Raw genomic sequence first — 22,489 nt, forward strand, 5'->3', positions numbered from 1 at the left:
CGGCCCCAGCGCCGGGATCGTGTTATCAGCGGCTATGCTCCCGAAAAATGTCCCTTGCCACGCTTGATCACCGGCAGATCGCCGGTGTCGTTAAGCGCGCCGGGGAAGGTCTTCAGCCACTGAAGCATCTTTGCCCGGTTGACGCCCGCGACGCTTAAGCCTTCGGCGCAGCCGTACAGCTCGCGGGTGTTCTGGGCGGTAATGATGATGCAGTCCGGCGTCACCCGGGTCCGGAGCGGCATCCCGTCAGTAAATCCCGCCTGCGGTATCCACTCGCCGCGCAAAAATATCGCGTTATGCACGGCCCGGCTGTCCTGGGAATCCAGGAAAAACCGTCTTTCCTCAAAGCTGGTCAGCAGACAAGGTTGTCCATGTTGTGGGCGACATAGCTACTTCACCCGATACTCAATGGTTTGCCCAGACAGGAACTGGCGGAGCGTATACAAACGCAGGAAGACCGGCAAGATGGGTTGCTTGGGAAGAACGAGGTGGTGTTAGAGTTCGTGTGGTATACGAGCCAGCTAGTGGTAAAATAGTAACGGCGTTCCCGGATAGTAATCCGACTCCTCCAACTTTAAAACCTATTTAGAAATAGTGTGGGTGTAATGGATATTAATGACAAAATTAGATCATTAGGTGAAGGATTAAAGGATCGGCTGGAACCTTCGTTAGTTGACTTTGCTCTTGATTATATTGGGTTCTCAGAGAATGTATTAGCGTTCGAAACGCTATGTGATCACATCGCTGATCATGATGTTGTGATCAGTAAAGATGAGTACACACAGGTGCTTAAAATAGCGAATGATCTTGGTCTGGAAATAGATAGTAGGTATACATATATAAATCCAGAAAAATAATAACCTTAAATCTATAAATAATCCCGGCCACCACGCCGGGATCTTTTTACCCGTCAGCCCCTGACTGGCTCGATCACCAGTCGTCCCTGTTCCATGCTGACCATCACCGGCGTATCGGTGCTGAATCCCGCTTCTGCCAGCTAGTTGCCGTTCAGGCGCCGGCTGGGGCTAAGGAAGAGAAAAAATCCGGTCTGATGGGCACCGGCGGTATCGGGATCAGTATCGGCAGTAGCAAAGCTACCCACGATTTACGCGAGGCGGGCACCACGCAGAGCCAGAGCTTCAGCACCATCGGATCTACGGGCGGTAACGTGGTTATCGCTGCCGGAAACCAGGCGCACATCGGCGGCGCAGACCTGATTGCCTCCACGGCCACGGCGGACAAAAACAGCCTCGATACCGGTACGCTGGGCTTCAGCGACCTGCACAACGAAGCGGACTTCAAAACCCAGCACTCAGGCATCAGTATCAGCGGCGCGGGCAGCTTCGGTGACCAGTTCAAGGGCAATATGCCGGGCGGGATGATTGCGGCGGCGGGCAACAGTGGGCATGCCGAAGGCACGACTCAGGCCGCTGTGGCTGACGGCACCATCATCATTCGCGACAAGGATAATCAGAAGCAGGATGTGGCGAACCTGAGCCGCGACACCGAACATGCCAACGACAGCATCAGCCCGATCTTCGACAAGGAGAAGGAGCAGAACCGTCTGAAGGAAATCGGGATGATCAGCGATATCGGCGGTCAGGTGGCGGATATCGCGCGGACGCAGGGGGAGCTGAGTGCGCTGAAGGCTGCGCAGGATAAATACGGGCCTGTTCCTGCGGATGCGACGGAAGAACAGCGGCAGGCATATCTGGCAAAACTGCGTGATACGCCGGAATACAAAAAGGAACAGGAAAAGTATGGCACCGGCAGCGACATTCAGCGCGGCATCCAGGCAGCAACTGCAGCGCTTCAGGGGCTCGCGGGCGGTAATTTAGCGGGTGCACTGGCGGGGGCTTCGGCTCCGGAACTGGCAAACTTCATAGGGCACAATGCTGGAATTAATGATAACGATGCAGCGAAAGCCATTGCTCATGCCATTCTCGGCGGCGTGACTGCGGCTCTTCAGGGGAATAATACCGCAGCAGGTGCCGTCGGTGCTGTGAGCGGTGAACTTATCGCAGGTGCAATCGCGAAGGTTTTATATCCGGATGTGAAAGACCTGTCGAAGCTGACCGAGGACCAGAAGCAGACGCTAAGTACGCTGGCAAGTATCTCAGCAGGCATGGCGGGTGGTATTGCAGGTGGGAATACTGCGGGTGTGGCTACCGGAGCGGCTGCCGGGAAGAATGCTGTTGAGAATAATCTTCTGGGTGGTAACGAAGATACCCAGACGAAGTTCGTGCAGGAACATAGTAAGAATATAGCGTCCTGTAGAACGGATCCGGGTTCAGCATCCTGCCAGAAAGGTCTGGCGATGAATGATGCGCTGATGGTGGCGCTTCCGGCGGGTCTTGGCGGTGGAGTACTGGCAGCAGCAACGCCGGAAATAGCGGCGGCAGCGAGAGCAGTAATAGCGGCCTGCACAAGTAATGCCGTCCTGTGCCTGAATAATGCCGGGATAATGGCCTCGGAAGCGATAGTGCCGGGCGGTGTGGGGGCAGGCGGTGCGATAGGTATCGGCAAGACAGTTGCTGAAGTGACAACGGCGAAGGCAATAGCCAGTACGATTAAGGATAATGTTGCAGCCAGTCAGGCGGCCAGAGCATCATCGAATTTTGGGCAATACAGCAAAGCTGAAGGGACAGTTCAGGAAAGCTTGGGTATTTGGCCGCCTAATCGTGGAGCTTATGGTCCAATAGAGAATGTAACGTTGCCAACAGGAACAATGATTGATCGATATGGATATCCTGGAGGTAGTTTTGTATCTCCATTAGGAGTTCCTTTTGAACAAAGAGCTCTTCCATCTTCATATGAAACTACAAAGCCATATTTTCAATATGAGATTCTGAAGCCTATAGATGATGTCTCTCAGGGGAAAATCTTGCCTTGGTTTGGGCAGAAAGGGCAAGGTACGCAGTATGAGTTACCAAAACCTGTTCAATGGTATTTGGATAACGACTATATGAAAAAGGCAGATAAATGACTAAAAAAGAACTTGAAAACCAATTGGATATTCTTGGTGTCCATCCTAATAGTTACTCATTGGGAACGTTGAAAAATAGCGATTGTTTATGTGTTATTCACGAAGATACACAATGGAATGTTTATTACGTTGAAAGGGATCAGCCATCACTTATTTCTTCGTTTCTATTGGAAGAAAAAGCCTACGATTTTGTGTTAGAGCAATTTAAAAAGTGGCTTTCATAAGCGTATAGTAAAAATTTCGTCCGTAGTTGGGCAGAATTTTTACTTTTATCAGCCATTTAGTCGCAGGACGGATCACCAGTTGCCCGTGTTCAACAGGCACACTAACCAACGAATCGGTGCAAAATCCGGCTTCTGCCAGCCACTTATCGTTCAGGCGTAGTCGTTGTCTGAGGCCGCGGGAATAGTAGGTAATCTTGTAAGACAGGCTCTTTAACAGTTTTGGAGAAAAGTGGCTTACGGGGAGCAAAACCGCGTATCGGGGCGTTGCGTCCGGTTCAACGGAATGCACCGGAAAAATGTGTTGTAACCTGCTGAGAGTACAGGGGAAATGCAGTTGCGGCGGCAGACTTCGCAACGGACAAAGTTGTTGTTGAGAATAACTCGCTGAGCAAGGATAAGATCTTTGACATAAACCCGATGCTGAAAGTCGGGATTGAAGGTGCAGATGGCGATCCACTGAAAGTCGGTGGTGGGATTGTAAGCACATCTGTTTAACTTCCACGCGCTTTTTTAGGTTTCCGATTTTTCAGCTATTAGCCGGTACCCTTCTATCCAGGTGCAGTTCAGGCATAGGATAGCGCTGCAGGACAGCGACCACTACGACAGTACGCAGAACAGCGTCAGCAGTGGTCTGACTTGCAGCTAACTTGCTGATATCTTTTTTACTCATGATATTACTTTCAGAAAATCCCGGTCATCGTGCCAGCATTTTACTTTATACACCCGTCAGTTACTGCTCTATCGCTGTGGCCTGTTGTTCCGCTTGATAATACCTCCTCAACACACTGCATAAATACCCGCATTGCCGGGCTGACCACTTTACCGGCGTGATGGGCGCATATCGCGTTAATAGTGAGTGGAATATCGCTGAACGGGAGTTCAACCAGCGTACCGCGCTTAAGCTCTTCCTCAACGGTGAAACGTGGCAGATAGCTGACGCCAAGATTGCTCGCCACGCACTGCTTAATACTTTCGATACTCCAGAGCTCAATGGTATTTTCCAGGGTAATAGCGCGCTGGCGCAGCGTGCTTTCAAAAATTTGCCGAAATACGCACTGTGACTCATTGATAACAAAGCTCAGCGGAATATGTTGCCCGCAGTGGGTAAAATCGACCGCCGGATGCTGCGGCGAGGCGACCAGCGTCAGCGACTGCTGGCCAAAGCTTTTCATGGTTAACGCGTCATCGTTGCCAACCCGATAAAACACGCCCAAATCGGCGCTATCGTTGAGTAGTGCGTCGCGGATGACATAACAGTTGAGCGACTGCAGCGATAAGCGTACCTGCGGGGCCCGTTGTTTAAAGCGCTGTAGCACCTGCGGCATTTTATAGGCCAGCAGGGTTTCCCCACAGGCAACGCGCAGCTCGCCAGCCGGTTCTCCATCTTCACGAGCCGCCTCACGAATAGTTTCCATCACCCTCGCCAGTTCATGGACGTGCGGCAGCACCTTTTTACCGGATTCGGTCAGGCACATGCGGCGGCCAATTTTTTCAAACAGCTGAACGGCAAGCTCTTGCTCAAGCTGTTGAATATGAAAGGTCACCGTGGATTGCGTACAGCATAGCTTTTGCGCCGCGCGTAAAAACGAGCCTTCTTCCACTACCGTTTTGAGAGTAATAAAACGCCGCAGATCCATATCGCCACCAACTATCGAAAACATCGAATTCAGAATCAAAAAACATTCATTTTTTTAAATGAATGGCATCGGGTACTGTCTGCCAAAACGAAGGAGAAGACAAGTGACCCCAGCTTTGATTAGTGCTTTTTTGACTTATACCCTGATAACCGCGCTGACTCCCGGCCCTAATAATATTCTTGCCCTCAGCAGCGTCACCTCCCATGGCTTACGCCGCAGCCTGCGGGTGCTGGCGGGGATGAGCGTCGGTTTTATTATCACCATGCTGATTTGCGCGGCGTTAACCTTTTCGCTGGTGGAACTCGACTCGCGATTTACCCGGATATTGGGATGGATTGGCGCGGCGTATATCCTGTGGCTGGCCTGGCAGATAGCCAAAAGCAAACCGGGGGCAGGCGCGCTGAGTACAGAGCCGGTGGGGTTCTGGGCGAGCCTGGGGCTGCAGTTCGTCAACGTAAAAATTATTCTGTATGGCATCACCGCGCTCTCTACCTTTGTCCTGCCCGTTACCCGCGAGCCGGTTTGGCTCATCAGCGTGAGTCTGCTGCTGGCGGCGATTGGCGCGCTGGGAAACCTGTGCTGGGCGCTGGCGGGGCATCTGTTTCAGCGCCTGTTTTTGCTGTACGGGCGCCAACTGAACTGGGGGCTGGCAGCGTTATTGGTCTACTGCGCTTTGCGGATCGTGGTGGAATAAAAAGGGAGCGCAGCGGCTCCCGAAAAGTGTTTAGCCGATCGTGAAAGGATCGGCATCCTGCCAGGCCGGAAATTTCTCGCGATACTCCTGCAGCGCGGCCAACGACAGATCGGCATCGAGCCGCGTCGCCTGATGCGGTTCGGCGGTAGCAATAATCTCTCCCTGCGGGCTGATGATACGGCTATCGCCCCGATAGTGATGGCCGTTTCCATCAGTGCCGACGCGGTTGCAGCCGGCGACGTAGGCCTGGTTTTCAATTGCTCTGGCGACCAGCAGCGATTGCCAGTGCAGCGAACGCGGGGCAGGCCAGTTAGCAACATACAGCGCCAGGTCGTAATCGTTGTGGTTACGCGACCATACCGGGAAGCGCAGGTCATAGCACACCAGTGGCAGAATCCGCCAGCCGCGCCATTCAAAGACCACTCGTTCAGTACCTGCCTCATAATGGTGGTGCTCATCCGCCATGCGGAACAGGTGACGCTTATCGTAAAAGTGCGTTTTACCGCCGGGCTCTACCAGCAGAAAACGGTTCACCGGGCCGCGTTCGGTCTGCAAGGCCGCGCTACCGGCAATCAGCGCGTTGGTCTGCTCCGCTTTCGCCAGCATCCACTCAACGACCTCTCCCTGCGGCATCGATTGTTTCGCCGCTTCCATGGCAAATCCGGTAGTAAACATCTCAGGCAGCACAATAATGTCGCGCCCGCTCACTTCTTCCAGTTGACGATCGAAATGGCGCAGGTTGGCGGGACCATCCATCCACACCAGCGGTTGCTGCAACAGCGTAATTTTCAAGCCAGGCACAGTGGTGAACTCCATTATGAAGAGGGCATTAAGCTAATTTTAATACCATATCAGCAGCCGGAGGCGGCATGGAATATTTTGTTAAAAAAATGCTATCTACGGCGAGTAACGGCAAAAGAAAAGGCGGGGAAATTCCCCGCCTTTGTCGTGATGTGCAGTATTGCTTTTATTATGCCGCTTCAATCTTGCGGATTTTTTCCGGCAGCTTTACCGGTTTGGTCGCCAGTTCATCCGCCGCGAAATCATCAACGTTAATACTGCGCAGACGGCTGGTTTCCGCACGGGTCAGGATTGCGGCTTCTTCCTGATTAATTAACCCTTTCGCCAGCGCATTAGTGGCCAGCTCATCCAGGCGGGTGAACGGCAGATTTTTACCCAGCTCTTTGCAGATGCGCTGGTGGATTGGATCCGCCGCCATCACATCCAGCAGCGCCTCTTCCAGCAGGCCAACCGGGTTATGTTCGCTTGGCGTCAGGTACTGACCGCGACCGATACGAGAGCGGGTCGCGCTCGGAACCTGCAGGATTTTCGCCACTTTATGATCCAGCTTATCGGACGGCGCATTGTAGTGACGGCCGGTCGGGAAGATGGCGAGACGCAGCGCGCCGGCGACAAAGCGGTTCGGGAAGTTCTTCAGCAGGTCATCGATAGCCTGCTCCGCCTGATACAGCGCATCCTGCACGCCCCAATGGACCAGCGGCAGATCCGCTTCATTACGGCCTTCATCGTCATAACGTTTCAGCACCGCCGATGCCAGGTAAAGCTGGCTCAGCACGTCGCCGAGACGCGCGGAGATACGTTCGCGACGCTTCAGGCTGCCGCCCAGTACCGCCATTGATACATCCGACAGCAGGGCCAGGTTGGCGCTCAGGCGGTTCATGTGCTGATAGTAGCGGCGCGTGGTGTCACGGGTCGGCGCGCTGCTGGTGCGGCCGCGAGTCAGGCCCAGCCAGAAGCTGCGTACTTTGTTGCTACCAACGTGGCCGATATGTTTAAACAGCAGCTTGTCGAAGGCGTTAACGTCATTGTTCTGCGCGGCGGCCATTTCATCCAGGACATACGGATGGCAGCGAATCGCCCCCTGACCAAAGATCATCATGCTGCGGGTGAGGATATTCGCCCCTTCAACGGTAATGGCGATCGGCGCACCCTGATAAGCGCGGGCAAGGAAGTTGCCTTCGCCCAGCATGATGCCTTTACCGCCGGTAATATCCATAGCGTCAATGATTGAACGCTGGCCGCGGTGGGTACAATGATATTTAACGATTGCCGACAGCACCGCCGGCTTCTCACCAAGCATAATACCGTAGGTAATCAGCGAAGCGGCGGCGTCCATTACGTAGGCGTTGCCTGCGATACGCGCCAGCGGCTCTTCGATACCTTCCATTTTACCAATCGAGATTTTGAACTGACGGCGAATGTGGGCGTAGGCGCCGGTCGCCATAGCGACGGATTTCAGGCCGCCGGTGGCGTTGGACGGCAGAGTAATACCGCGACCCACGGACAGGCACTCAACCAGCATGCGCCAGCCCTGGCCGGCCATGCTTGGGCCGCCGATGATGTAATCGATCGGTACGAAAATATCTTTACCGCGAGTGGGGCCGTTCTGGAACGGTACGTTCAGCGGGAAGTGACGACGGCCAATTTCCACGCCCGGCGTTGAGGTGGGGATCAGCGCGCAGGTGATACCGAGCTCTTCCTCGCCGCCCAGCAGACGGTCCGGGTCAGAGAGTTTGAAAGCCAGGCCCAGCACGGTGGCGATTGGCGCGAGGGTGATATAGCGCTTGTTCCAGGTCAGGCGCATCCCCAGCACCTGCTGACCCTGCCAGTCGCCCATACAGACTACGCCGGTATCCGGGATCGCGCCGGCGTCGGAGCCCGCTTCCGGGCTGGTCAACGCGAAGCATGGGATCTCCTGACCACGCGCCAGGCGCGGCAGGTAGTGATTTTTCTGCTCTTCAGTACCGTAATGTTGCAGCAGTTCGCCCGGCCCTAACGAGTTAGGCACGCCGACGGTGATCGCCAGGATCCCGGAAACGCCGGACAGCTTTTGCAGCACGCGAGACTGGGCATAGGCGGAAAACTCCAGCCCGCCGTACTCTTTCTTAATGATCATCGCGAAGAAGCGATGCTCTTTCAGGTACGCCCACAGCTCCGGCGGCAGATCCGCCATCTCATGGGTAATTTCGAAGTCGTTCGCCATGCGGCAGGCTTCTTCTACCGGGCCGTCGATGAAAGCCTGCTCTTCGGCGGTGAGGCGCGGCTGCGGATAGTTATGCAGCTTGTGCCAGTCCGGATTGCCGCGGAACAGATCGCCTTCCCACCAGGTGGTACCGGCATCAATGGCTTCTTTCTCCGTACGCGACATCGGCGGCATGACTTTACGGAAAGCGCGGAACGCCGGGGCGGAGAAAAGCGATTTACGCATCGGCGCAAAGTTGAACGGCAGCAGGATAATCGCCAGCGGCAGCAGCAGCCAGATATTCCATAGCCCCGCCACGCTGAGCGCCGCGGTCCAGGCGAGCAAAATCACGCTGCTGAGAAGCAGGCTGACTCGGTGATAGAAGAGCACGCCGAGTAACACTACGGTTGCAACAATACTCAAAATCATCATAGAGAAATGCTCCCTTATCTTGTAGGAGGTCTGACCACTTGTGATGTATTGGTTGTAGTGGATGTAATTTGTTTTAGCAATGTGTTTACAAAATAATTACAACCTTGCTCACATTGTTGGCTGGAAAAGCGGCACGTAAAATCAAAAGGACGGGGGATAACGTCGCCTGCTGCTTCTCGCTTCGGCGGCTATCCGGTACACTGCCAGGGTTATTCCAACCAATACTGAAGGATTATCCTCATGTACCAGGATCTTATTCGTAACGAACTGAACGAAGCCGCGGAAACGCTGGCCAACTTTCTGCAGGACGAGGCCAACATTCATGCTATCCAGCGCGCGGCGGTACTGCTGGCGGATAGCTTCAAAGCTGGCGGTAAAGTGCTTTCCTGCGGCAACGGCGGTTCTCATTGCGATGCGATGCATTTTGCGGAAGAGCTGACCGGGCGTTATCGCGAGAACCGCCCTGGTTATCCGGCGATCGCTATCTCTGACGTCAGCCATCTGTCCTGCGTGAGTAATGATTTTGGCTATGAGTATGTCTTCTCACGTTACGTTGAATCGGTTGGCCGCGCAGGCGATGTTCTGCTGGGGATCTCCACCTCCGGCAACTCCGGCAACGTGATCAAAGCGATTGAAGCCGCTCGCGCGCAGGGAATGAAAGTGATCACCCTGACCGGTAAAGACGGCGGCAAAATGGCGGGTTCCGCCGATGTGGAAATCCGCGTACCGCATTTCGGTTACGCCGATCGCATTCAGGAGATTCACATTAAGGTGATTCATATTCTGATTATGTTGATCGAAAAAGAGATGGTTAAAGCTTAAAAGGCTATTTTGTTAGCCATTTTGAACCCGGCCAGTGCTCAGACAAAACTCACCGAGTTTTGAACGCCCTTCAGGGCGGCCCGAAGGGGGAGCGTAGCGAATCATCCTCACGTACATGAAGTACGCTCCGGTTTTTGCGCGCTGGCCGTGTCCAAACTGACTGCACCAATAACGCCTTTTATGTTTCAGTAAGTTGTATGAGGTGATCTATGTGCGAATTGCTCGGGATGAGCGCCAATGTGCCGACCGATATCTGTTTTAGCTTCTCCGGGCTGGTTCAGCGCGGGGGCGGCACCGGGCCGCATAAAGACGGCTGGGGCATTACCTTTTACGAAGGGAAAGGGTGTCGCACATTTAAAGATCCGCAGCCGAGCTTTCAGTCGCCGATAGCCAAACTGGTACAGGATTATCCCATCAAATCCTGTTCCGTCATTGCCCATATCCGTCAGGCCAACCGCGGCGAGGTGGCGCTGGAGAACACCCATCCGTTCACCCGCGAACTGTGGGGCCGTCACTGGACCTACGCCCATAACGGCCAGCTCAAAGGCTATAAATCGCTGAAGACCGGAAATTTCCGCCCGGTGGGCGAGACCGACAGCGAAACGGCTTTCTGCTGGCTGCTGCACCGTTTAACCGAGCGCTATCCGCGCACGCCTGGCAATATGGTCGGCGTGTTTAAGTACATCGCGACGCTGGCGGGCGAAATGCGCGAGAAGGGCGTGTTTAATATGCTGTTATCGGACGGGCGCTATGTAATGGCGTACTGTTCAACCAACCTGTACTGGATCACCCGTCGGGCGCCGTTTGGCGTGGCGAAGCTGCTGGATCAGGATGTGGAAATTGATTTTCAACGTGAGACCACACCAAATGATGTGGTCTCCGTTATCGCCACTCAGCCGCTGACCGGCAATGAGGCCTGGAATAAAATCATGCCAGGCGAGTGGGCGTTATTTTGCCTCGGGGAGCGTATAGTTTGAGGCCAGCTGCGGCTGGATAACCTCGTGGCTGAGCGGCTTGCTGACGATATAGCGGCCATCCATCACCGAAACCACCGGCGGTTTGTGGGTCTGCTGGAAGTAGTCATAGCCTGGCTTCAGCTGCTTCCAGAAATCCGCATAGTACGAGAACTTATGTCGCGCCATGTTGGCATCGGTCATCCGGAACGGATAGATGCTGACCTGCACGCTTGGCTGGCCAAATACCAGCGCGCCGGTGACAAACTGGAAGATCTCGTCAATGCCGGTATCGGTCATCGCGTAGCAGCCGACGGAAACGCAGGCGCCGTGGATCATCAGGTATTTACCTTCATAGCCGTGCGCGCGATCGTAGGCATTCGGGAAGCCGATATTGATCGCTTTATAAAAGCGGCTGTCTGGTTTTAGCTGACTGCGCGAGACGTTATAAAATCCTTCCGGACTTTTGAAATCGCCCTGGCGTTGCTTCGGCCCGAGGCCGCCGGAGTAGTTACAGATCCGGTAGCTATCGAGAAGCTGGTAGGTTTCGCCCATTTTGACGTAGAGATCGAGCATCCGCTCTTCTTTGAAGATCTCAATATAAACGGGGGAGCCCATTAACTGCTGTTTATATTCTTTGCTAACCGGCGTTGTCGGGCTGTTACTGCTGAGTAACCCAGCAAATGACACGCACGGCAACAGAAGCATCGCAATAAAGAATGCGATTTTGCGCATACTGCTTGTTCCTTGATAAAACAAAAAACCACATGCCAGGACGGCAAGAGATACCCGAAATCAGAGTTTTCTGGATTTAGAGCGCTCACATTAGCATCACGGCAGTTTTTCGCAAGCACGGTGTGGCTGCGTTTACAATTTAATGTTCCTTTATAGCGAATATTGCCGCAAAGCGCAGTGAGAACTTTGCGCAATAGCTCGCATTTTAGAAGCACTTATTGGCGCTTTTCCTACTTCTGACACTCACAAAATGTTACACTCCCGCCGTTTATGACCAGGGTAAGAAAGGATGCTTCTCTCCCGTCTTGTGCCCCCGTGGCACCGCTATCCCTTTCTTATTCTGATATTCCATCAATAATGCTGGCCTCGGCTTGAGCCGGGGTTTAGGTTACGGATACCTGCTAACGATATGATTAAAATCACGAAAGGGCTGGATTTGCCCATAGCTGGCATGCCATTACAGCAGATCTCGTCCCGGCCTGCGGTAAAACGCGTCGCGCTGCTCGGCGAGGAGTACGTCGGCATGCGCCCCTCGATGGCGGTGAGCGAAGGCGATCGGGTGCAAAAAGGCCAGGTGCTGTTCGAAGATAAAAAGAACGCCGGGGTGCGTTTTACCGCGCCAGCCAGCGGGGTGGTCAGCGCCATTCATCGCGGCGAGCGCCGGGTGCTGCAATCGGTGGTGATTGATGTCGACGGCAGCAATGAGGCGGTGTCGTTTCCCCGCTATGCATTAGACGATCTTAACGATTTGCCACGGGAAGCGGTGCGGCAACAGTTGCTGGACTCCGGGCAGTGGACGGCGTTTCGTACCCGTCCTTTCAGTAAAATTCCCGCGCCGGGCAGCGATCCGGCGGCTATCTTCGTCACCGCTATCGATACCAACCCGCTGGCGGCTGAACCGCAGCCGATTATCCTGGCCCAGCGTGAAGCCTTTGACGCCGGTCTGACGGTGCTGACGCGCCTGACGGACGGTAAAGTCCACGTCTGTCAGGCCAGCGGCGGCAAGCTGGGCGGCCATCCCGCCGGGCAGGTGACATTCAACCAGTTTAGCGGCCCGCATCCGGCAGGGCTTGCCGGTACGCACATTCACTTCCTTGAGCCGGTCAGCCTGACCAAACAGGTCTGGCATCTCAACTATCAGGAGGTCATCGCCATTGGCAAACTGTTCCTCGACGGCGAGCTGTACAGCGAACGCGTCATTGCCCTTGGCGGCCCGCAGGTAAAACAGCCGCGATTGCTGCAAACCTGTCTCGGCGCCAGCCTCGATGAACTGCTGGCGGGCGAGCTGGTAGATGATGAAAACCGGGTAATTTCCGGTTCTGTCTTGAGCGGCACCCACGCCTGCGGCCCTCACGCCTTCCTCGGGCGCTACCATTTGCAGGTCAGCGTGGTACGAGAAGGCCGTGAAAAAGAGCTGTTTGGCTGGGTGATGCCGGGCAAAGAGAAGTTCTCGATTACCCGCACCACCCTTGGTCATTTCTTTAAGCGCAAGCGCTTTAATTTTTCCACTGATACTAACGGCGGCGAGCGGGCGATGGTGCCGATCGGCAACTATGAGCGGGTAATGCCGCTGGATATTCTGCCCACCATATTGCTGCGCGATCTGCTTGCCGGCGATAGCGATAGCGCCCAGGCGCTGGGCTGTCTGGAGCTGGATGAAGAAGATCTGGCGCTCTGCACCTACGTTTGTCCGGGCAAATATGAATACGGCCCGGCGCTGCGCAGCGTGTTAACCCAGATTGAGCAGGAAGGATAAGAGATGGGCTTAAAGCACCTGATTGAGAAACTTGAGCCGCATTTCACCCACGGCGGCAAGTTAGCAAAATATTACCCGCTGTATGAAGCGGCGGCGACGATCTTCTACACCCCGGGTTTAGTCACCCGCGGCGCCGCGCACGTACGTGACGCCATTGACCTCAAGCGGATGATGATCCTCGTCTGGTTTGCGGTGTTCCCGGCGATGTTCTGGGGCATGTACAACGTCGGCTTGCAGACAATTCCGGCGCTGCACAAGCTATACGGCGCCGAACAGCTGCAGCAGGTCATTGCCAACAACTGGCACTATAGCGTTGCCCAGTGGTTAGGGGTGACCTTCAGCGCCGATGCCGGGTGGCTTAGCATGATGACGCTGGGGGCGGTGTTTTTCCTGCCTATCTACCTCACCGTATTCATCGTCGGCGGTTTTTGGGAAGTACTGTTCGCGATTGTGCGCAAACATGAGATCAACGAAGGCTTTTTCGTTACCTCGATTCTCTTCGCGCTGATTGTGCCGCCAACGATGCCGCTATGGCAGGCGGCGCTGGGGATCTCCTTTGGCGTGGTGATTGCCAAAGAGATTTTCGGCGGCACCGGGCGCAACTTCCTCAACCCGGCGCTGGCGGGGCGCGCGTTCCTGTTCTTCGCCTACCCGGCGCAGATTTCCGGCGACCTGGTATGGACGGCGGCAGATGGTTTCTCCGGCGCGACGCCGCTCTCCCAGTGGGCCAGCGGCGGCGGTGAAGCGCTGGTTAACGTCGCCACCGGCATCCCGGTGAGCTGGATGGACGCCTTCCTCGGCAACATTCCTGGCTCGATTGGCGAAGTGTCGACGCTGATGATCCTCATCGGCGGCGCGTTCATTATCTTTGCCCGTATCGCTTCCTGGCGCATCGTCGCCGGGGTGATGGTCGGTATGATCGCCACCGCTACGCTGTTTAATTTCATCGGTTCTGATACCAACCCAATGTTCTCGATGCCGTGGTACTGGCATCTGGTGCTCGGCGGGTTCGCCTTTGGCATGATGTTTATGGCGACTGACCCGGTCTCGGCTTCCTTTACCGATAAAGGTAAATGGAGCTACGGCCTGCTGATTGGCGTGATGTGCGTGCTGATTCGCGTCGTCAACCCGGCCTATCCGGAAGGGATGATGCTGGCGATTCTGTTCGCCAACCTGTTTGCGCCGCTGTTCGATTACCTGGTGGTGCAGGCCAATATCAAGCGGAGGAAGTCGCGTGGCTGAGAAGAAAAGTAACGATAGCATCGGCAAAACGCTGCTGGTGGTGCTGGTGCTTTGTCTGGTGTGCTCCATTGTGGTCGCCGGTTCCGCCGTGGGCCTCAAGTCGCGTCAGCAGGAACAACGCGCGCTGGATAAACAGCGCAATATCCTGGCGGTCGCCGGCCTGATGCAGCAGGGGATGGATGCTGACGCGGTGGCGGAAACCTTCGCCGCGCGCATTACCCCTCGGCTGGTCAATCTGGCGACCGGCGAACTGCTGGATAAAGATCCGGGTAAATTTAATCAGGCCCAGGCGCTGAAAGATCCGCAGCAGAGCATCGCGCTCGACGCCAGCCAGGATCCGGCCGGGATTAAACGCCGCAGCAACCTGGCGGAGATTTACCTGGTGCGCGACGCGCAGCAGCAGATTCAGGAAGTTGTGCTGCCTATCTATGGCAACGGTCTGTGGTCCATGATGTACGCCTTCGTGGCGCTGGACGTTGATGGGCGTACGGTGAAAGGCATTACTTACTACGACCAGGGCGAAACGCCGGGGCTGGGCGGTGAGGTGGAAAATCCGAACTGGCGTCAGCAGTTTGTCGGTAAACAGGTGCTGGATGACAACGGTATGCCGTCGCTGAAGGTGGTAAAAGGCGGCGCGCGCGCAGGCGATCTCCACGCGGTAGACGGTTTATCCGGCGCCACGCTGACGTCAAACGGCGTGCAGCATAGCTTTGATTTCTGGATGGGCGAACTGGGCTTTGGTCCGTTCCTGAAAAAGGTTCGTGAGGGAGAGCTGAATAATGGCTGAACAGAGCGATATGAAAGAGGTGAAGCGCGTGCTGGTGGGGCCGCTTATCGCCAATAACCCCATCGCCCTGCAGGTGCTCGGCGTCTGCTCCGCGCTGGCGGTGACTACCAAACTGGAAACCGCCTTCGTGATGACCATTGCGGTGACGCTGGTGACGGCGTTTTCCAGCATGTTTATCTCTATGATTCGCCACCATATTCCCAATAGCGTACGTATCATCGTGCAGATGGCGATCATCGCCTCGTTGGTAATCGTGGTGGATCAGCTGCTGCGGGCTTTCGCCTATGAGACCTCTAAGCAGCTGTCGGTGTTCGTCGGGCTTATTATCACGAACTGTATCGTGATGGGGCGTGCCGAAGCTTATGCCATGAAATCGCCGCCGCTGGCCAGCTTTATGGATGGTATCGGTAACGGTCTCGGTTACGGCGCGATCCTGATTATCGTCGGCTTCCTGCGCGAGCTTATCGGCAGCGGCAAGCTGTTCGGTATCACCGTACTGGAAACGGTGCAGAACGGCGGCTGGTATCAGCCGAACGGCCTGTTCCTGCTGGCGCCGAGCGCGTTCTTCATTATCGGTTTGCTGATTTGGGCCCTGCGTAGCTGGAAGCCTGAACAGCAGGAAAAGGAGTAACCGATTATGGCTCATTACATTAGCCTGTTTGTCCGCGCGGTGTTCGTTGAGAACATGGCGCTGGCCTTCTTCCTCGGGATGTGTACCTTCCTCGCGGTGTCGAAAAAGGTCTCCACCGCGTTTGGCCTCGGCGTTGCGGTCACGGTGGTGCTGGGTCTTGCCGTACCGATCAACAACCTGGTCTATAACCTGGTGCTGCGCGACGGCGCATTGATGGAAGGCGTAGACCTCAGCTTCCTTAACTTCATCACCTTTATCGGGGTAATTGCGGCGCTGGTGCAAATACTTGAGATGATCCTCGATAAGTACTTCCCGGCACTCTATAACGCGTTAGGGATCTTCCTGCCGCTTATCGCCGTTAACTGCGCCATTTTCGGCGGCGTGTCGTTTATGGTGCAGCGCGATTACAACTTCCCGGAATCGATTGTTTACGGCTTTGGTTCCGGCATCGGCTGGATGCTGGCGATTGTCGCGATGGCGGGGATCCGCGAAAAAATGAAGTACGCCAACGTGCCCGCCGGTCTGCGCGGGTTAGGGATCACCTTTATCACCACCGGACTGATGGCGCTCGGCTTTATGTCATTCTCCGGTGTGCAGCTATAAGGGCGGAAAAGTATGGAAATTATTCTTGGCGTGGTGATGTTCACGCTGATCGTGCTGGTCCTGTCGGGGCTCATCCTGGTGGCGCGCTCGAAGCTGGTGAACGCGGGCGACGTGGTTATTGAAATCAATAACGAAGCGGATAAACAGATCCGCACGCCGGCGGGCGACAAACTGCTGAACACGCTCTCCAGCAACGGTATCTTCGTCTCTTCCGCCTGCGGCGGCGGCGGCTCCTGCGGCCAGTGCCGGGTGACCATCAAAGAAGGCGGCGGCGATATTTTGCCGACCGAGCTTTCGCATATCACCAAACGCGAAGCCAAAGAAGGGTGCCGCCTGGCCTGCCAGGTGGCGGTGAAGCAGAATATGAAAATTGAGCTGCCGGAAGAGATTTTCGGCGTGAAAAAATGGGAGTGCGAGGTTATCTCTAATGATAACAAAGCGACCTTCATTAAAGAGCTCAAATTACGGGTGCCGGATGGTGAAGCGGTGCCGTTCCGCGCCGGCGGTTATATTCAGATCGAATGCCCGTCGCATAAAGTGGCCTATGCCGACTTTGATATTCCCGATGAATATCGCTCAGACTGGGACAAGTTCAACCTGTTCCGCTATGTCTCTGAGGTGAAAGAGCCGACCCTGCGCGCCTACTCGATGGCTAACTATCCGGAAGAGGAGGGCATCATTATGCTCAACGTGCGTATCGCCACGCCGCCGCCGAAGGTTCCGGATGCGCCGCCGGGGATAATGTCGTCCTATATCTGGTCGCTGAAGCCTGGCGATAAGGTGACGATTTCCGGGCCGTTTGGCGAGTTCTTTGCCAAAGAGACCGACGCCGAGATGGTGTTTATCGGCGGCGGCGCGGGCATGGCGCCGATGCGTTCGCACATCTTTGACCAGCTTAAGCGCCTGCACAGCACGCGTAAAATCAGCTTCTGGTACGGCGCGCGTTCGCTGCGTGAAATGTTCTATGACGATGAGTTTGAACAGCTGGCGCGTGAAAACCCCAATTTTACCTTCCACGTCGCGCTCTCCGATCCGCTGCCGGAAGATAACTGGACCGGGCATACGGGCTTTATCCATAATGTTCTGTATGAAAACTATCTGCGCGACCATCCGGCGCCGGAAGATTGCGAGTTCTATATGTGCGGGCCGCCGGTGATGAACGCCGCGGTGATTAAAATGCTCAAAGACCTGGGCGTCGAAGATGAGAACATCATGCTCGACGACTTTGGAGGCTGATGATGTGGACGGTATTTGTCGCGACCTTTGTGATTTTTGCGCTGGTGATCCTCGGCATGTCCCTGGGCTACCTGGTGAAGCGTAAGAGTATTCAAGGCAGCTGCGGCGGGATCTCCTCGCTGGGGCTGGAGAAAGTCTGCGACTGTCCGGAACCGTGCGACGCGCGTAAGAAACGTCTCGCCCGCGAGGCGCAGCGCCAGCAGCAGCGCATTCTCTAATGCGCCGACGGCGCTACGCTTGCGTTTTCAGGCCGCTTTCGCGGCCTTTTTTATCTTACTGCCAGTTTTTCGCCTGCGCCGGAGAGTCCACCATCACGCCGTCGGCGCCCAGCTCTTTCGCCGTACGATAATCTTCCGCGCTATTGATACCGAAGAAAATGATGTGGGCCGGACCCTGCGAGCGGAAGCAATCCATCGCCTCTTTATCCCAGGTGAGCGTCGCCGGAGAAACGCCTTCACCAAGGGTAAACTTCTCGACTACCTCCACCTTGCGCTTCAGTTCCAGCCCGTACCACTTATCGCCATCGCGCTGGCTGTCTTTCTGACACTGGTGGCTGAGCGAAACGTTTGCAAGCCTGGTTCGGGTTTCGCTGCGGCTAACAAAGCGTGGGATTGGTTGCGGCAGAGCGGCGATATAGCGGTCTTCGGTGGAATAAACGCGCACCCGCTCGAGGCTATGGGTGTTTTTTAACACCTCCAGCAGGCGTTCGCCCATCACCACCGGATCGGCATCCGGTGATTTTATATCGATGTAGAAGAAGGTCTGCGGCCACTGCTGCAGCACGCTTTGTAAGGTCGGGATCGTGGCCTGCTTGCCGCGCCACGGATGGCTGTCATCGCCCCATTTCCAGCCAGCATCGACTTTCGCCAGCTCGGCGGCGGTTAAGCTTGAGACCTTGCCCCCGGCGTTGGTCAGGGCGGAGAGATCGCTTGAGCGATAGAGCACCGGTACGCCGTCGCGGCTTAGCTGTACCGTGACCCAGATGGCCTGCGCGTGGTTTTCCAGCGCCAGTTTGATGGCCGGTAGGGTATTTTCCGGCGCATCGCCGGTACCGCCGCGGTGGGCAATCAACTGCGGGTTGGCAAAAGCGCTGCCGGTCGCCAGCAGGCAGAGTACCGTGAGTATTTTCTTCATGATTGTATCTTCCTGATTCATTATTTAAATGTATGAAAATAAAGGTGATTTGTTTCACTTTTATGTTGTAACAGCTTTTTTGGCGGTTGAATTAAAAAAAGATAAAATTTGCGCGTAGTTTTGCTATGCTGTATGGGTATACAGTGTTGGGCAAGGCGATGCGTAAAATTATCCATGTCGATATGGACTGCTTCTTCGCAGCGGTGGAAATGCGTGACAACCCGGCGTTGCGCGATATCCCCATTGCCATTGGCGGCAGTCGGGTACAGCGTGGCGTGATTAGTACCGCGAACTATCCTGCGCGTAAGTTTGGCGTGCGCAGCGCGATGCCGACGGCGACGGCGCTTAAACTGTGTCCGCACCTCACGCTGCTGCCGGGGCGCTTTGATGCCTACAAAGAAGCCTCGAACCACATCCGCGAAATTTTCTCCCGCTATACCTCGTTAATCGAGCCGCTGTCGCTGGATGAAGCCTACCTTGACGTGAGCGACAGCGTACACTGCCACGGCTCTGCCACGCTGATGGCCCAGGAGATCCGCCAGACCATCGAGCGTGAACTGAATCTCACCGCTTCGGCGGGCGTGGCGCCGGTAAAATTCCTCGCTAAAATTGCCTCAGATATGAACAAGCCGAATGGCCAGTTCGTCATTGCCCCGCACCAGGTGGCGGAATTTGTGCGGTCTCTGCCGCTGGCGAAAATCCCCGGCGTCGGGAAGGTGTCGGCGGCGAAGCTGGAAAATATGGGGCTGCGTACCTGTGGCGACGTGCAGAACAGCGATCTGGCGATGCTGCTTAAACGCTTTGGTAAGTTTGGCCGTATCCTGTGGGAGCGCAGCCACGGCATTGACGAGCGCGAAATCCATAACGATCGTCAGCGCAAATCGGTCGGCGTCGAGCGCACTCTGGCGGAAGATATTCACGAGTGGTCGGACTGCGAAGCGATTATCGAAAATCTCTATCCCGAGCTGGAACGTCGTCTGGCGAAGGTAAAACCGGATCTACTGATCGCGCGTCAGGGCATTAAACTGAAGTTTAACGATTTTCAGCTCACTACTCAGGAGCACGTCTGGCCGCGGTTAAACAAAGAGGATTTAATCGCGACCGCGCGCAACGCCTGGCTCGAACGTCGGGGCAGCCGCGGCGTGCGGCTAGTGGGGTTACACGTGACGCTGCTCGACCCACAGCTCGAACGACAACTGGTGCTTGGACTATAACGATGTTAACGATCAGGGCGTATTCAGAAGATGATTTTCCGGCGCTGTGCGCCATTTTTTTGCGCGCGGTGAGAGAGACCGCCAGCCGGGATTATTCTCCCGCGCAAATTGCCGCCTGGGCGCAGGTTGATGAATCCCGCTGGCGGCAGAAACTTGCCGATTCGCAAGTGCTGGTGGCGGTTATTGATAATCAGCCGGTTGGATTTATCACCGCCGTTAATGATTATATCGACCTTTTATTCGTCTCGCCGGATTATGCCCGTCGTGGAATCGGTCATGCGCTCATCGGCGCGGTCTGCGCCAGCCATCCGGGAAAGGTACTGTCGGTCGATGCGAGCATAACGGCACGATCCAGTTTTCTTCGTCAGGGATTTCGTGTCGTCGCTGAGCAGCGAGTGGAATCGCGTGGAGAGTGGTTCACCAACTATCGAATGGAAAAACGCGGTTCGGGGAAGGCTGAATAGATACTGTTATCGGTTTGCGGCTGTTTTAGCTTGAGAAAAGCTTTTATCTCATAACGCTGAGAGTCTGTTGTGGTCCAGTCGCCGGCAGGGATTTTCCCGGAGGCGGCGCATTGCGCCTTGTCCGGGCTACCAAACTGCACATTACTGTAGCCCCGGTAAGCGGTAGCGCCACCGGGGATTTTGAGGCTGCGTGGTGAACAAATTAACGGTAGGCCGGATAAGGCGTTAGCCACCACCAGACAATACAGGTCATAACCGGGGCCCGGAGGAACAACCGGCGGCATCACGCCGCCGGTGCATGGCTTACTTCGCCGGAATCGCTTTCAGCAGTTCGGTCAGCAGCGTCCAGTACTGGCCGACGCTCTCGATATGAACCTGCTCATCCGGGGAGTGCGGGCCGGTAATGGTTGGGCCGATGGAGACCATGTCCATGTCCGGATACGGTTTTTTGAACAGACCGCATTCCAGACCAGCGTGGATAATCTGGATGTTCGGCGTCTTGTTGAACAGACGCTGATAGGTCTCGCGCACCAGGTGCATAACCGGAGAGTTGGCATCCGGCTGCCAGCCTGGGTAAGCGCCTTTGGCTTCGGTTTTCGCCCCGGCCAGTTTGCCCAGTGAATCCAGCATGCTGACGACATAGTCTTTACCGCTGTCGATCAGCGAGCGAATCAGGCAGTGGATCTGTACGTTGTCGTCGGTCATGGTGACGACGCCGACGTTCAGCGAGGTTTCAACCACGCCTTTGGCGACGTCGGAGTTGCGGATCACGCCGTTCGGCGTCGCGTTCAGCAGGCGCACGAAACCGTCGCGGGAAGCCTGAGTCAGCGCCGCTTTATCGTTCGCGACCGCTTCCAGCAGGACGACCAGATTCTTCTCTTTGGCCGCCAGTTCGTTTTTCAGGATATCCTGGTAAGTATTCACCAGCGCTTTCAGCGCATCCGCTTTGTCCGCGGCGACGGCGACGGTCGCGAAGGCTTCACGCGGGATAGCGTTACGCAGCGTACCGCCGTTGAAATCGACCAGACGCAGATCCAGTTCATCGGCATGGCCCGCCAGGAAGCGCGCCAGCAGCTTGTTAGCGTTGCCCAGGCCGACGTGGATTTCACCGCCGGAGTGGCCGCCTTTTAAGCCTTTCAGGGTCAGTTTAAAGCTCTGGAAACCGGCAGGAATCGCTTCGCGAGTCAGCGCCAGGTTAGAGGTGAAATCGATACCGCCGGCGCAACCCATGTAGATTTCGCCTTCTTCTTCCGAATCGGTATTGATCAGGATATCCGCCTGCAGCCAGTTGGCCTGCAGACCGAACGCGCCATCCATGCCGGCTTCTTCGGTCATGGTCAGCAGCACTTCCAGCGGGCCGTGGGCAACGCTATCGTCGGCCAGCACCGCCAGCGCGGAGGCCATACCGATGCCGTTATCCGCGCCCAGGGTGGTGCCGCGCGCTTTGACCCACTCGCCGTCGATGTACGGCTGGATCGGGTCTTTGGTGAAATCGTGGACGGTATCGTTATTTTTCTGCGGCACCATATCGAGGTGCGCCTGCAGAACCACCGGCTTGCGGTTTTCCATACCGGCGGTCGCGCCTTTACGAATCAGAATGTTGCCAACCTGGTCGCGTTCCGCGTGTAAGCCTTTTTCTTTTGCCCAACCCATGATGTGCTCGGCGAGCTGTTCTTCGTGATAGGACGGGTGCGGGATGGAGCAAATTTTGGCAAAAATATCCCAAAGCGGTTGCGGGGATAATTGAGACAATTCAGACACGATGAGTCTCCTTACAGTCACCTGCAAAAGTCGTTTACAGGTCGAGGGTTAGCAATAAGATTCACTACAAGCTCGGGCTTGCGCGATGTGGTTGAGAATACCACTTTCCGCGCGCTCTGCTAGTGTAAAGCACGCAAAAAGCGTTGCCGGAGGCGCTTAATACTGGTTTTTAGTGCGTCAGGTCTCTATAATCTC

24 protein-coding genes and 2 pseudogenes are annotated in these 22,489 nt (G+C 55.5%); 17 read left to right on the forward strand and 9 right to left on the reverse strand.

Going from position 1 to position 22,489, the window contains the following annotated elements; genetic code table 11:
• Positions 1–32: 32 nt before the first annotated feature.
• A pseudogene (locus AC22LX_RS13300) lies at positions 33–290 on the reverse strand (SymE family type I addiction module toxin); the annotation flags it as partial.
• Here AC22LX_RS13300 and AC22LX_RS13305 point away from each other — a divergent pair.
• Together AC22LX_RS13305 and AC22LX_RS13310 are read left to right on the forward strand one after the other, a co-directional pair.
• Entirely contained in the window at positions 287–589 is a 303-nt protein-coding gene (locus tag AC22LX_RS13305) for an EndoU domain-containing protein (protein ID WP_289578295.1), read from the forward strand. The pseudogene AC22LX_RS13300 and the gene AC22LX_RS13305 sit on opposite strands and share 4 nt — an antisense overlap.
• Positions 590–605: 16 nt before the next feature.
• Positions 606–857 carry a MafI family immunity protein gene (locus AC22LX_RS13310; RefSeq protein ID WP_045398312.1) on the forward strand — a complete coding sequence of 84 codons (252 nt, stop codon included), beginning with the start codon at positions 606–608 and terminating at the stop codon, positions 855–857.
• A 53-nt stretch (positions 858–910) separates the two neighbouring features.
• Here AC22LX_RS13310 and AC22LX_RS13315 read toward each other — a convergent pair whose 3' ends face one another.
• The gene (locus AC22LX_RS13315; protein WP_072048054.1) at positions 911–997 is read right to left on the reverse strand and encodes a SymE family type I addiction module toxin; all 87 of its coding nucleotides are present in this window, start codon (positions 995–997) and stop codon (positions 911–913) included.
• A gap of 216 nt (positions 998–1,213) precedes the next feature.
• Here AC22LX_RS13315 and AC22LX_RS13320 point away from each other — a divergent pair.
• The 3 genes and pseudogenes from AC22LX_RS13320 to AC22LX_RS13330 form a co-directional block, all read left to right on the forward strand.
• Positions 1,214–2,212, forward strand: a pseudogene (locus tag AC22LX_RS13320) (VENN motif pre-toxin domain-containing protein); the annotation flags it as partial.
• A gap of 120 nt (positions 2,213–2,332) precedes the next feature.
• The gene (locus tag AC22LX_RS13325; RefSeq protein ID WP_369075378.1) at positions 2,333–2,986 is read left to right on the forward strand and encodes a TNT domain-containing protein; all 654 of its coding nucleotides are present in this window, start codon (positions 2,333–2,335) and stop codon (positions 2,984–2,986) included.
• Positions 2,983–3,210, forward strand: a complete 228-nt coding sequence (locus AC22LX_RS13330; protein WP_045391157.1) for a hypothetical protein — start codon at positions 2,983–2,985, stop codon at positions 3,208–3,210. The genes AC22LX_RS13325 and AC22LX_RS13330 overlap by 4 nt, the downstream gene beginning before the upstream one ends.
• On the opposite strand, the gene AC22LX_RS13335 is transcribed toward AC22LX_RS13330, so the two are convergent.
• Positions 3,191–3,697, reverse strand: coding sequence for a SymE family type I addiction module toxin (locus tag AC22LX_RS13335; protein WP_487334016.1), 507 nt, complete (start codon positions 3,695–3,697; stop codon positions 3,191–3,193). The genes AC22LX_RS13330 and AC22LX_RS13335 overlap by 20 nt on opposite strands.
• 223 nt (positions 3,698–3,920) lie before the next feature.
• A complete protein-coding gene (locus AC22LX_RS13340) occupies positions 3,921–4,847 on the reverse strand; it encodes a LysR family transcriptional regulator (RefSeq protein ID WP_045391175.1) in 927 nt (308 codons plus the stop codon).
• A 103-nt stretch (positions 4,848–4,950) separates the two neighbouring features.
• On the opposite strand from AC22LX_RS13340, the gene eamB reads away from it, so the two are divergent.
• Complete coding sequence (gene eamB / locus AC22LX_RS13345) at positions 4,951–5,541, forward strand: cysteine/O-acetylserine transporter (RefSeq protein WP_045391154.1); 591 nt, start codon at positions 4,951–4,953, stop codon at positions 5,539–5,541.
• A gap of 30 nt (positions 5,542–5,571) precedes the next feature.
• Here the strand turns inward: eamB and AC22LX_RS13350 are convergent, their stop codons facing one another.
• Together AC22LX_RS13350 and fadE are read right to left on the reverse strand one after the other, a co-directional pair.
• The gene (locus tag AC22LX_RS13350; protein WP_045391172.1) at positions 5,572–6,342 is read right to left on the reverse strand and encodes an amidohydrolase; all 771 of its coding nucleotides are present in this window, start codon (positions 6,340–6,342) and stop codon (positions 5,572–5,574) included.
• Between the two features lie 169 nt (positions 6,343–6,511).
• Positions 6,512–8,956: an acyl-CoA dehydrogenase FadE gene (gene fadE / locus AC22LX_RS13355; protein WP_045391151.1), complete on the reverse strand. Its 2,445-nt coding sequence runs from the start codon at positions 8,954–8,956 to the stop codon at positions 6,512–6,514.
• A 240-nt stretch (positions 8,957–9,196) separates the two neighbouring features.
• Between fadE and lpcA the strand changes: the two genes are divergently transcribed.
• Positions 9,197–9,778, forward strand: coding sequence for a D-sedoheptulose 7-phosphate isomerase (lpcA, locus tag AC22LX_RS13360; RefSeq protein WP_004099149.1), 582 nt, complete (start codon positions 9,197–9,199; stop codon positions 9,776–9,778).
• A gap of 209 nt (positions 9,779–9,987) precedes the next feature.
• Positions 9,988–10,755 carry a class II glutamine amidotransferase gene (locus AC22LX_RS13365; RefSeq protein WP_015368120.1) on the forward strand — a complete coding sequence of 256 codons (768 nt, stop codon included), beginning with the start codon at positions 9,988–9,990 and terminating at the stop codon, positions 10,753–10,755.
• Here the strand turns inward: AC22LX_RS13365 and dpaA are convergent.
• Positions 10,726–11,466, reverse strand: coding sequence for a peptidoglycan meso-diaminopimelic acid protein amidase (gene dpaA / locus AC22LX_RS13370; protein WP_015704469.1), 741 nt, complete (start codon positions 11,464–11,466; stop codon positions 10,726–10,728). The two genes, AC22LX_RS13365 and dpaA, sit on opposite strands and share 30 nt — an antisense overlap.
• 409 nt (positions 11,467–11,875) lie before the next feature.
• Between dpaA and AC22LX_RS13375 the strand changes: the two genes are divergently transcribed.
• From AC22LX_RS13375 to nqrM, 7 genes are read left to right on the forward strand one after another with little or no spacing between them, the layout of a single operon-like run.
• Entirely contained in the window at positions 11,876–13,222 is a 1,347-nt protein-coding gene (locus AC22LX_RS13375) for a Na(+)-translocating NADH-quinone reductase subunit A (protein ID WP_487334017.1), read from the forward strand.
• A gap of 3 nt (positions 13,223–13,225) precedes the next feature.
• Entirely contained in the window at positions 13,226–14,464 is a 1,239-nt protein-coding gene (locus AC22LX_RS13380; protein ID WP_487334018.1) for an NADH:ubiquinone reductase (Na(+)-transporting) subunit B, read from the forward strand.
• Positions 14,457–15,251: a Na(+)-translocating NADH-quinone reductase subunit C gene (locus AC22LX_RS13385; RefSeq protein ID WP_015704472.1), complete on the forward strand. Its 795-nt coding sequence runs from the start codon at positions 14,457–14,459 to the stop codon at positions 15,249–15,251. Before AC22LX_RS13380 ends, AC22LX_RS13385 begins: the two co-directional genes overlap by 8 nt.
• The gene (locus AC22LX_RS13390) at positions 15,244–15,882 is read left to right on the forward strand and encodes an NADH:ubiquinone reductase (Na(+)-transporting) subunit D (RefSeq protein ID WP_002889716.1); all 639 of its coding nucleotides are present in this window, start codon (positions 15,244–15,246) and stop codon (positions 15,880–15,882) included. Before AC22LX_RS13385 ends, AC22LX_RS13390 begins: the two co-directional genes overlap by 8 nt.
• A gap of 6 nt (positions 15,883–15,888) precedes the next feature.
• A complete protein-coding gene (gene nqrE / locus AC22LX_RS13395; RefSeq protein WP_015368115.1) occupies positions 15,889–16,485 on the forward strand; it encodes an NADH:ubiquinone reductase (Na(+)-transporting) subunit E in 597 nt (198 codons plus the stop codon).
• 12 nt (positions 16,486–16,497) lie between these two features.
• Complete coding sequence (nqrF, locus tag AC22LX_RS13400) at positions 16,498–17,721, forward strand: NADH:ubiquinone reductase (Na(+)-transporting) subunit F (protein WP_015368114.1); 1,224 nt, start codon at positions 16,498–16,500, stop codon at positions 17,719–17,721.
• Between the two features lie 2 nt (positions 17,722–17,723).
• The gene (gene nqrM / locus AC22LX_RS13405; RefSeq protein ID WP_015368113.1) at positions 17,724–17,939 is read left to right on the forward strand and encodes a (Na+)-NQR maturation NqrM; all 216 of its coding nucleotides are present in this window, start codon (positions 17,724–17,726) and stop codon (positions 17,937–17,939) included.
• A gap of 55 nt (positions 17,940–17,994) precedes the next feature.
• Here nqrM and AC22LX_RS13410 read toward each other — a convergent pair whose 3' ends face one another.
• The gene (locus AC22LX_RS13410; RefSeq protein ID WP_487334019.1) at positions 17,995–18,855 is read right to left on the reverse strand and encodes a glycerophosphodiester phosphodiesterase family protein; all 861 of its coding nucleotides are present in this window, start codon (positions 18,853–18,855) and stop codon (positions 17,995–17,997) included.
• Between the two features lie 158 nt (positions 18,856–19,013).
• On the opposite strand from AC22LX_RS13410, the gene dinB reads away from it, so the two are divergent.
• Both dinB and AC22LX_RS13420 read left to right on the forward strand, forming a co-directional pair.
• The gene (gene dinB / locus AC22LX_RS13415; protein ID WP_015704475.1) at positions 19,014–20,069 is read left to right on the forward strand and encodes a DNA polymerase IV; all 1,056 of its coding nucleotides are present in this window, start codon (positions 19,014–19,016) and stop codon (positions 20,067–20,069) included.
• A 2-nt stretch (positions 20,070–20,071) separates the two neighbouring features.
• Positions 20,072–20,533, forward strand: a complete 462-nt coding sequence (locus tag AC22LX_RS13420) for a GNAT family N-acetyltransferase (protein WP_045391137.1) — start codon at positions 20,072–20,074, stop codon at positions 20,531–20,533.
• Positions 20,534–20,836: 303 nt separating this feature from the next.
• Here AC22LX_RS13420 and pepD read toward each other — a convergent pair whose 3' ends face one another.
• Positions 20,837–22,294, reverse strand: coding sequence for a cytosol nonspecific dipeptidase (gene pepD, locus AC22LX_RS13425; RefSeq protein WP_015368040.1), 1,458 nt, complete (start codon positions 22,292–22,294; stop codon positions 20,837–20,839).
• Positions 22,295–22,489 lie beyond the last annotated feature (195 nt).

It is taken from the genome of Klebsiella sp. PK01 (assembly GCF_057624675.1).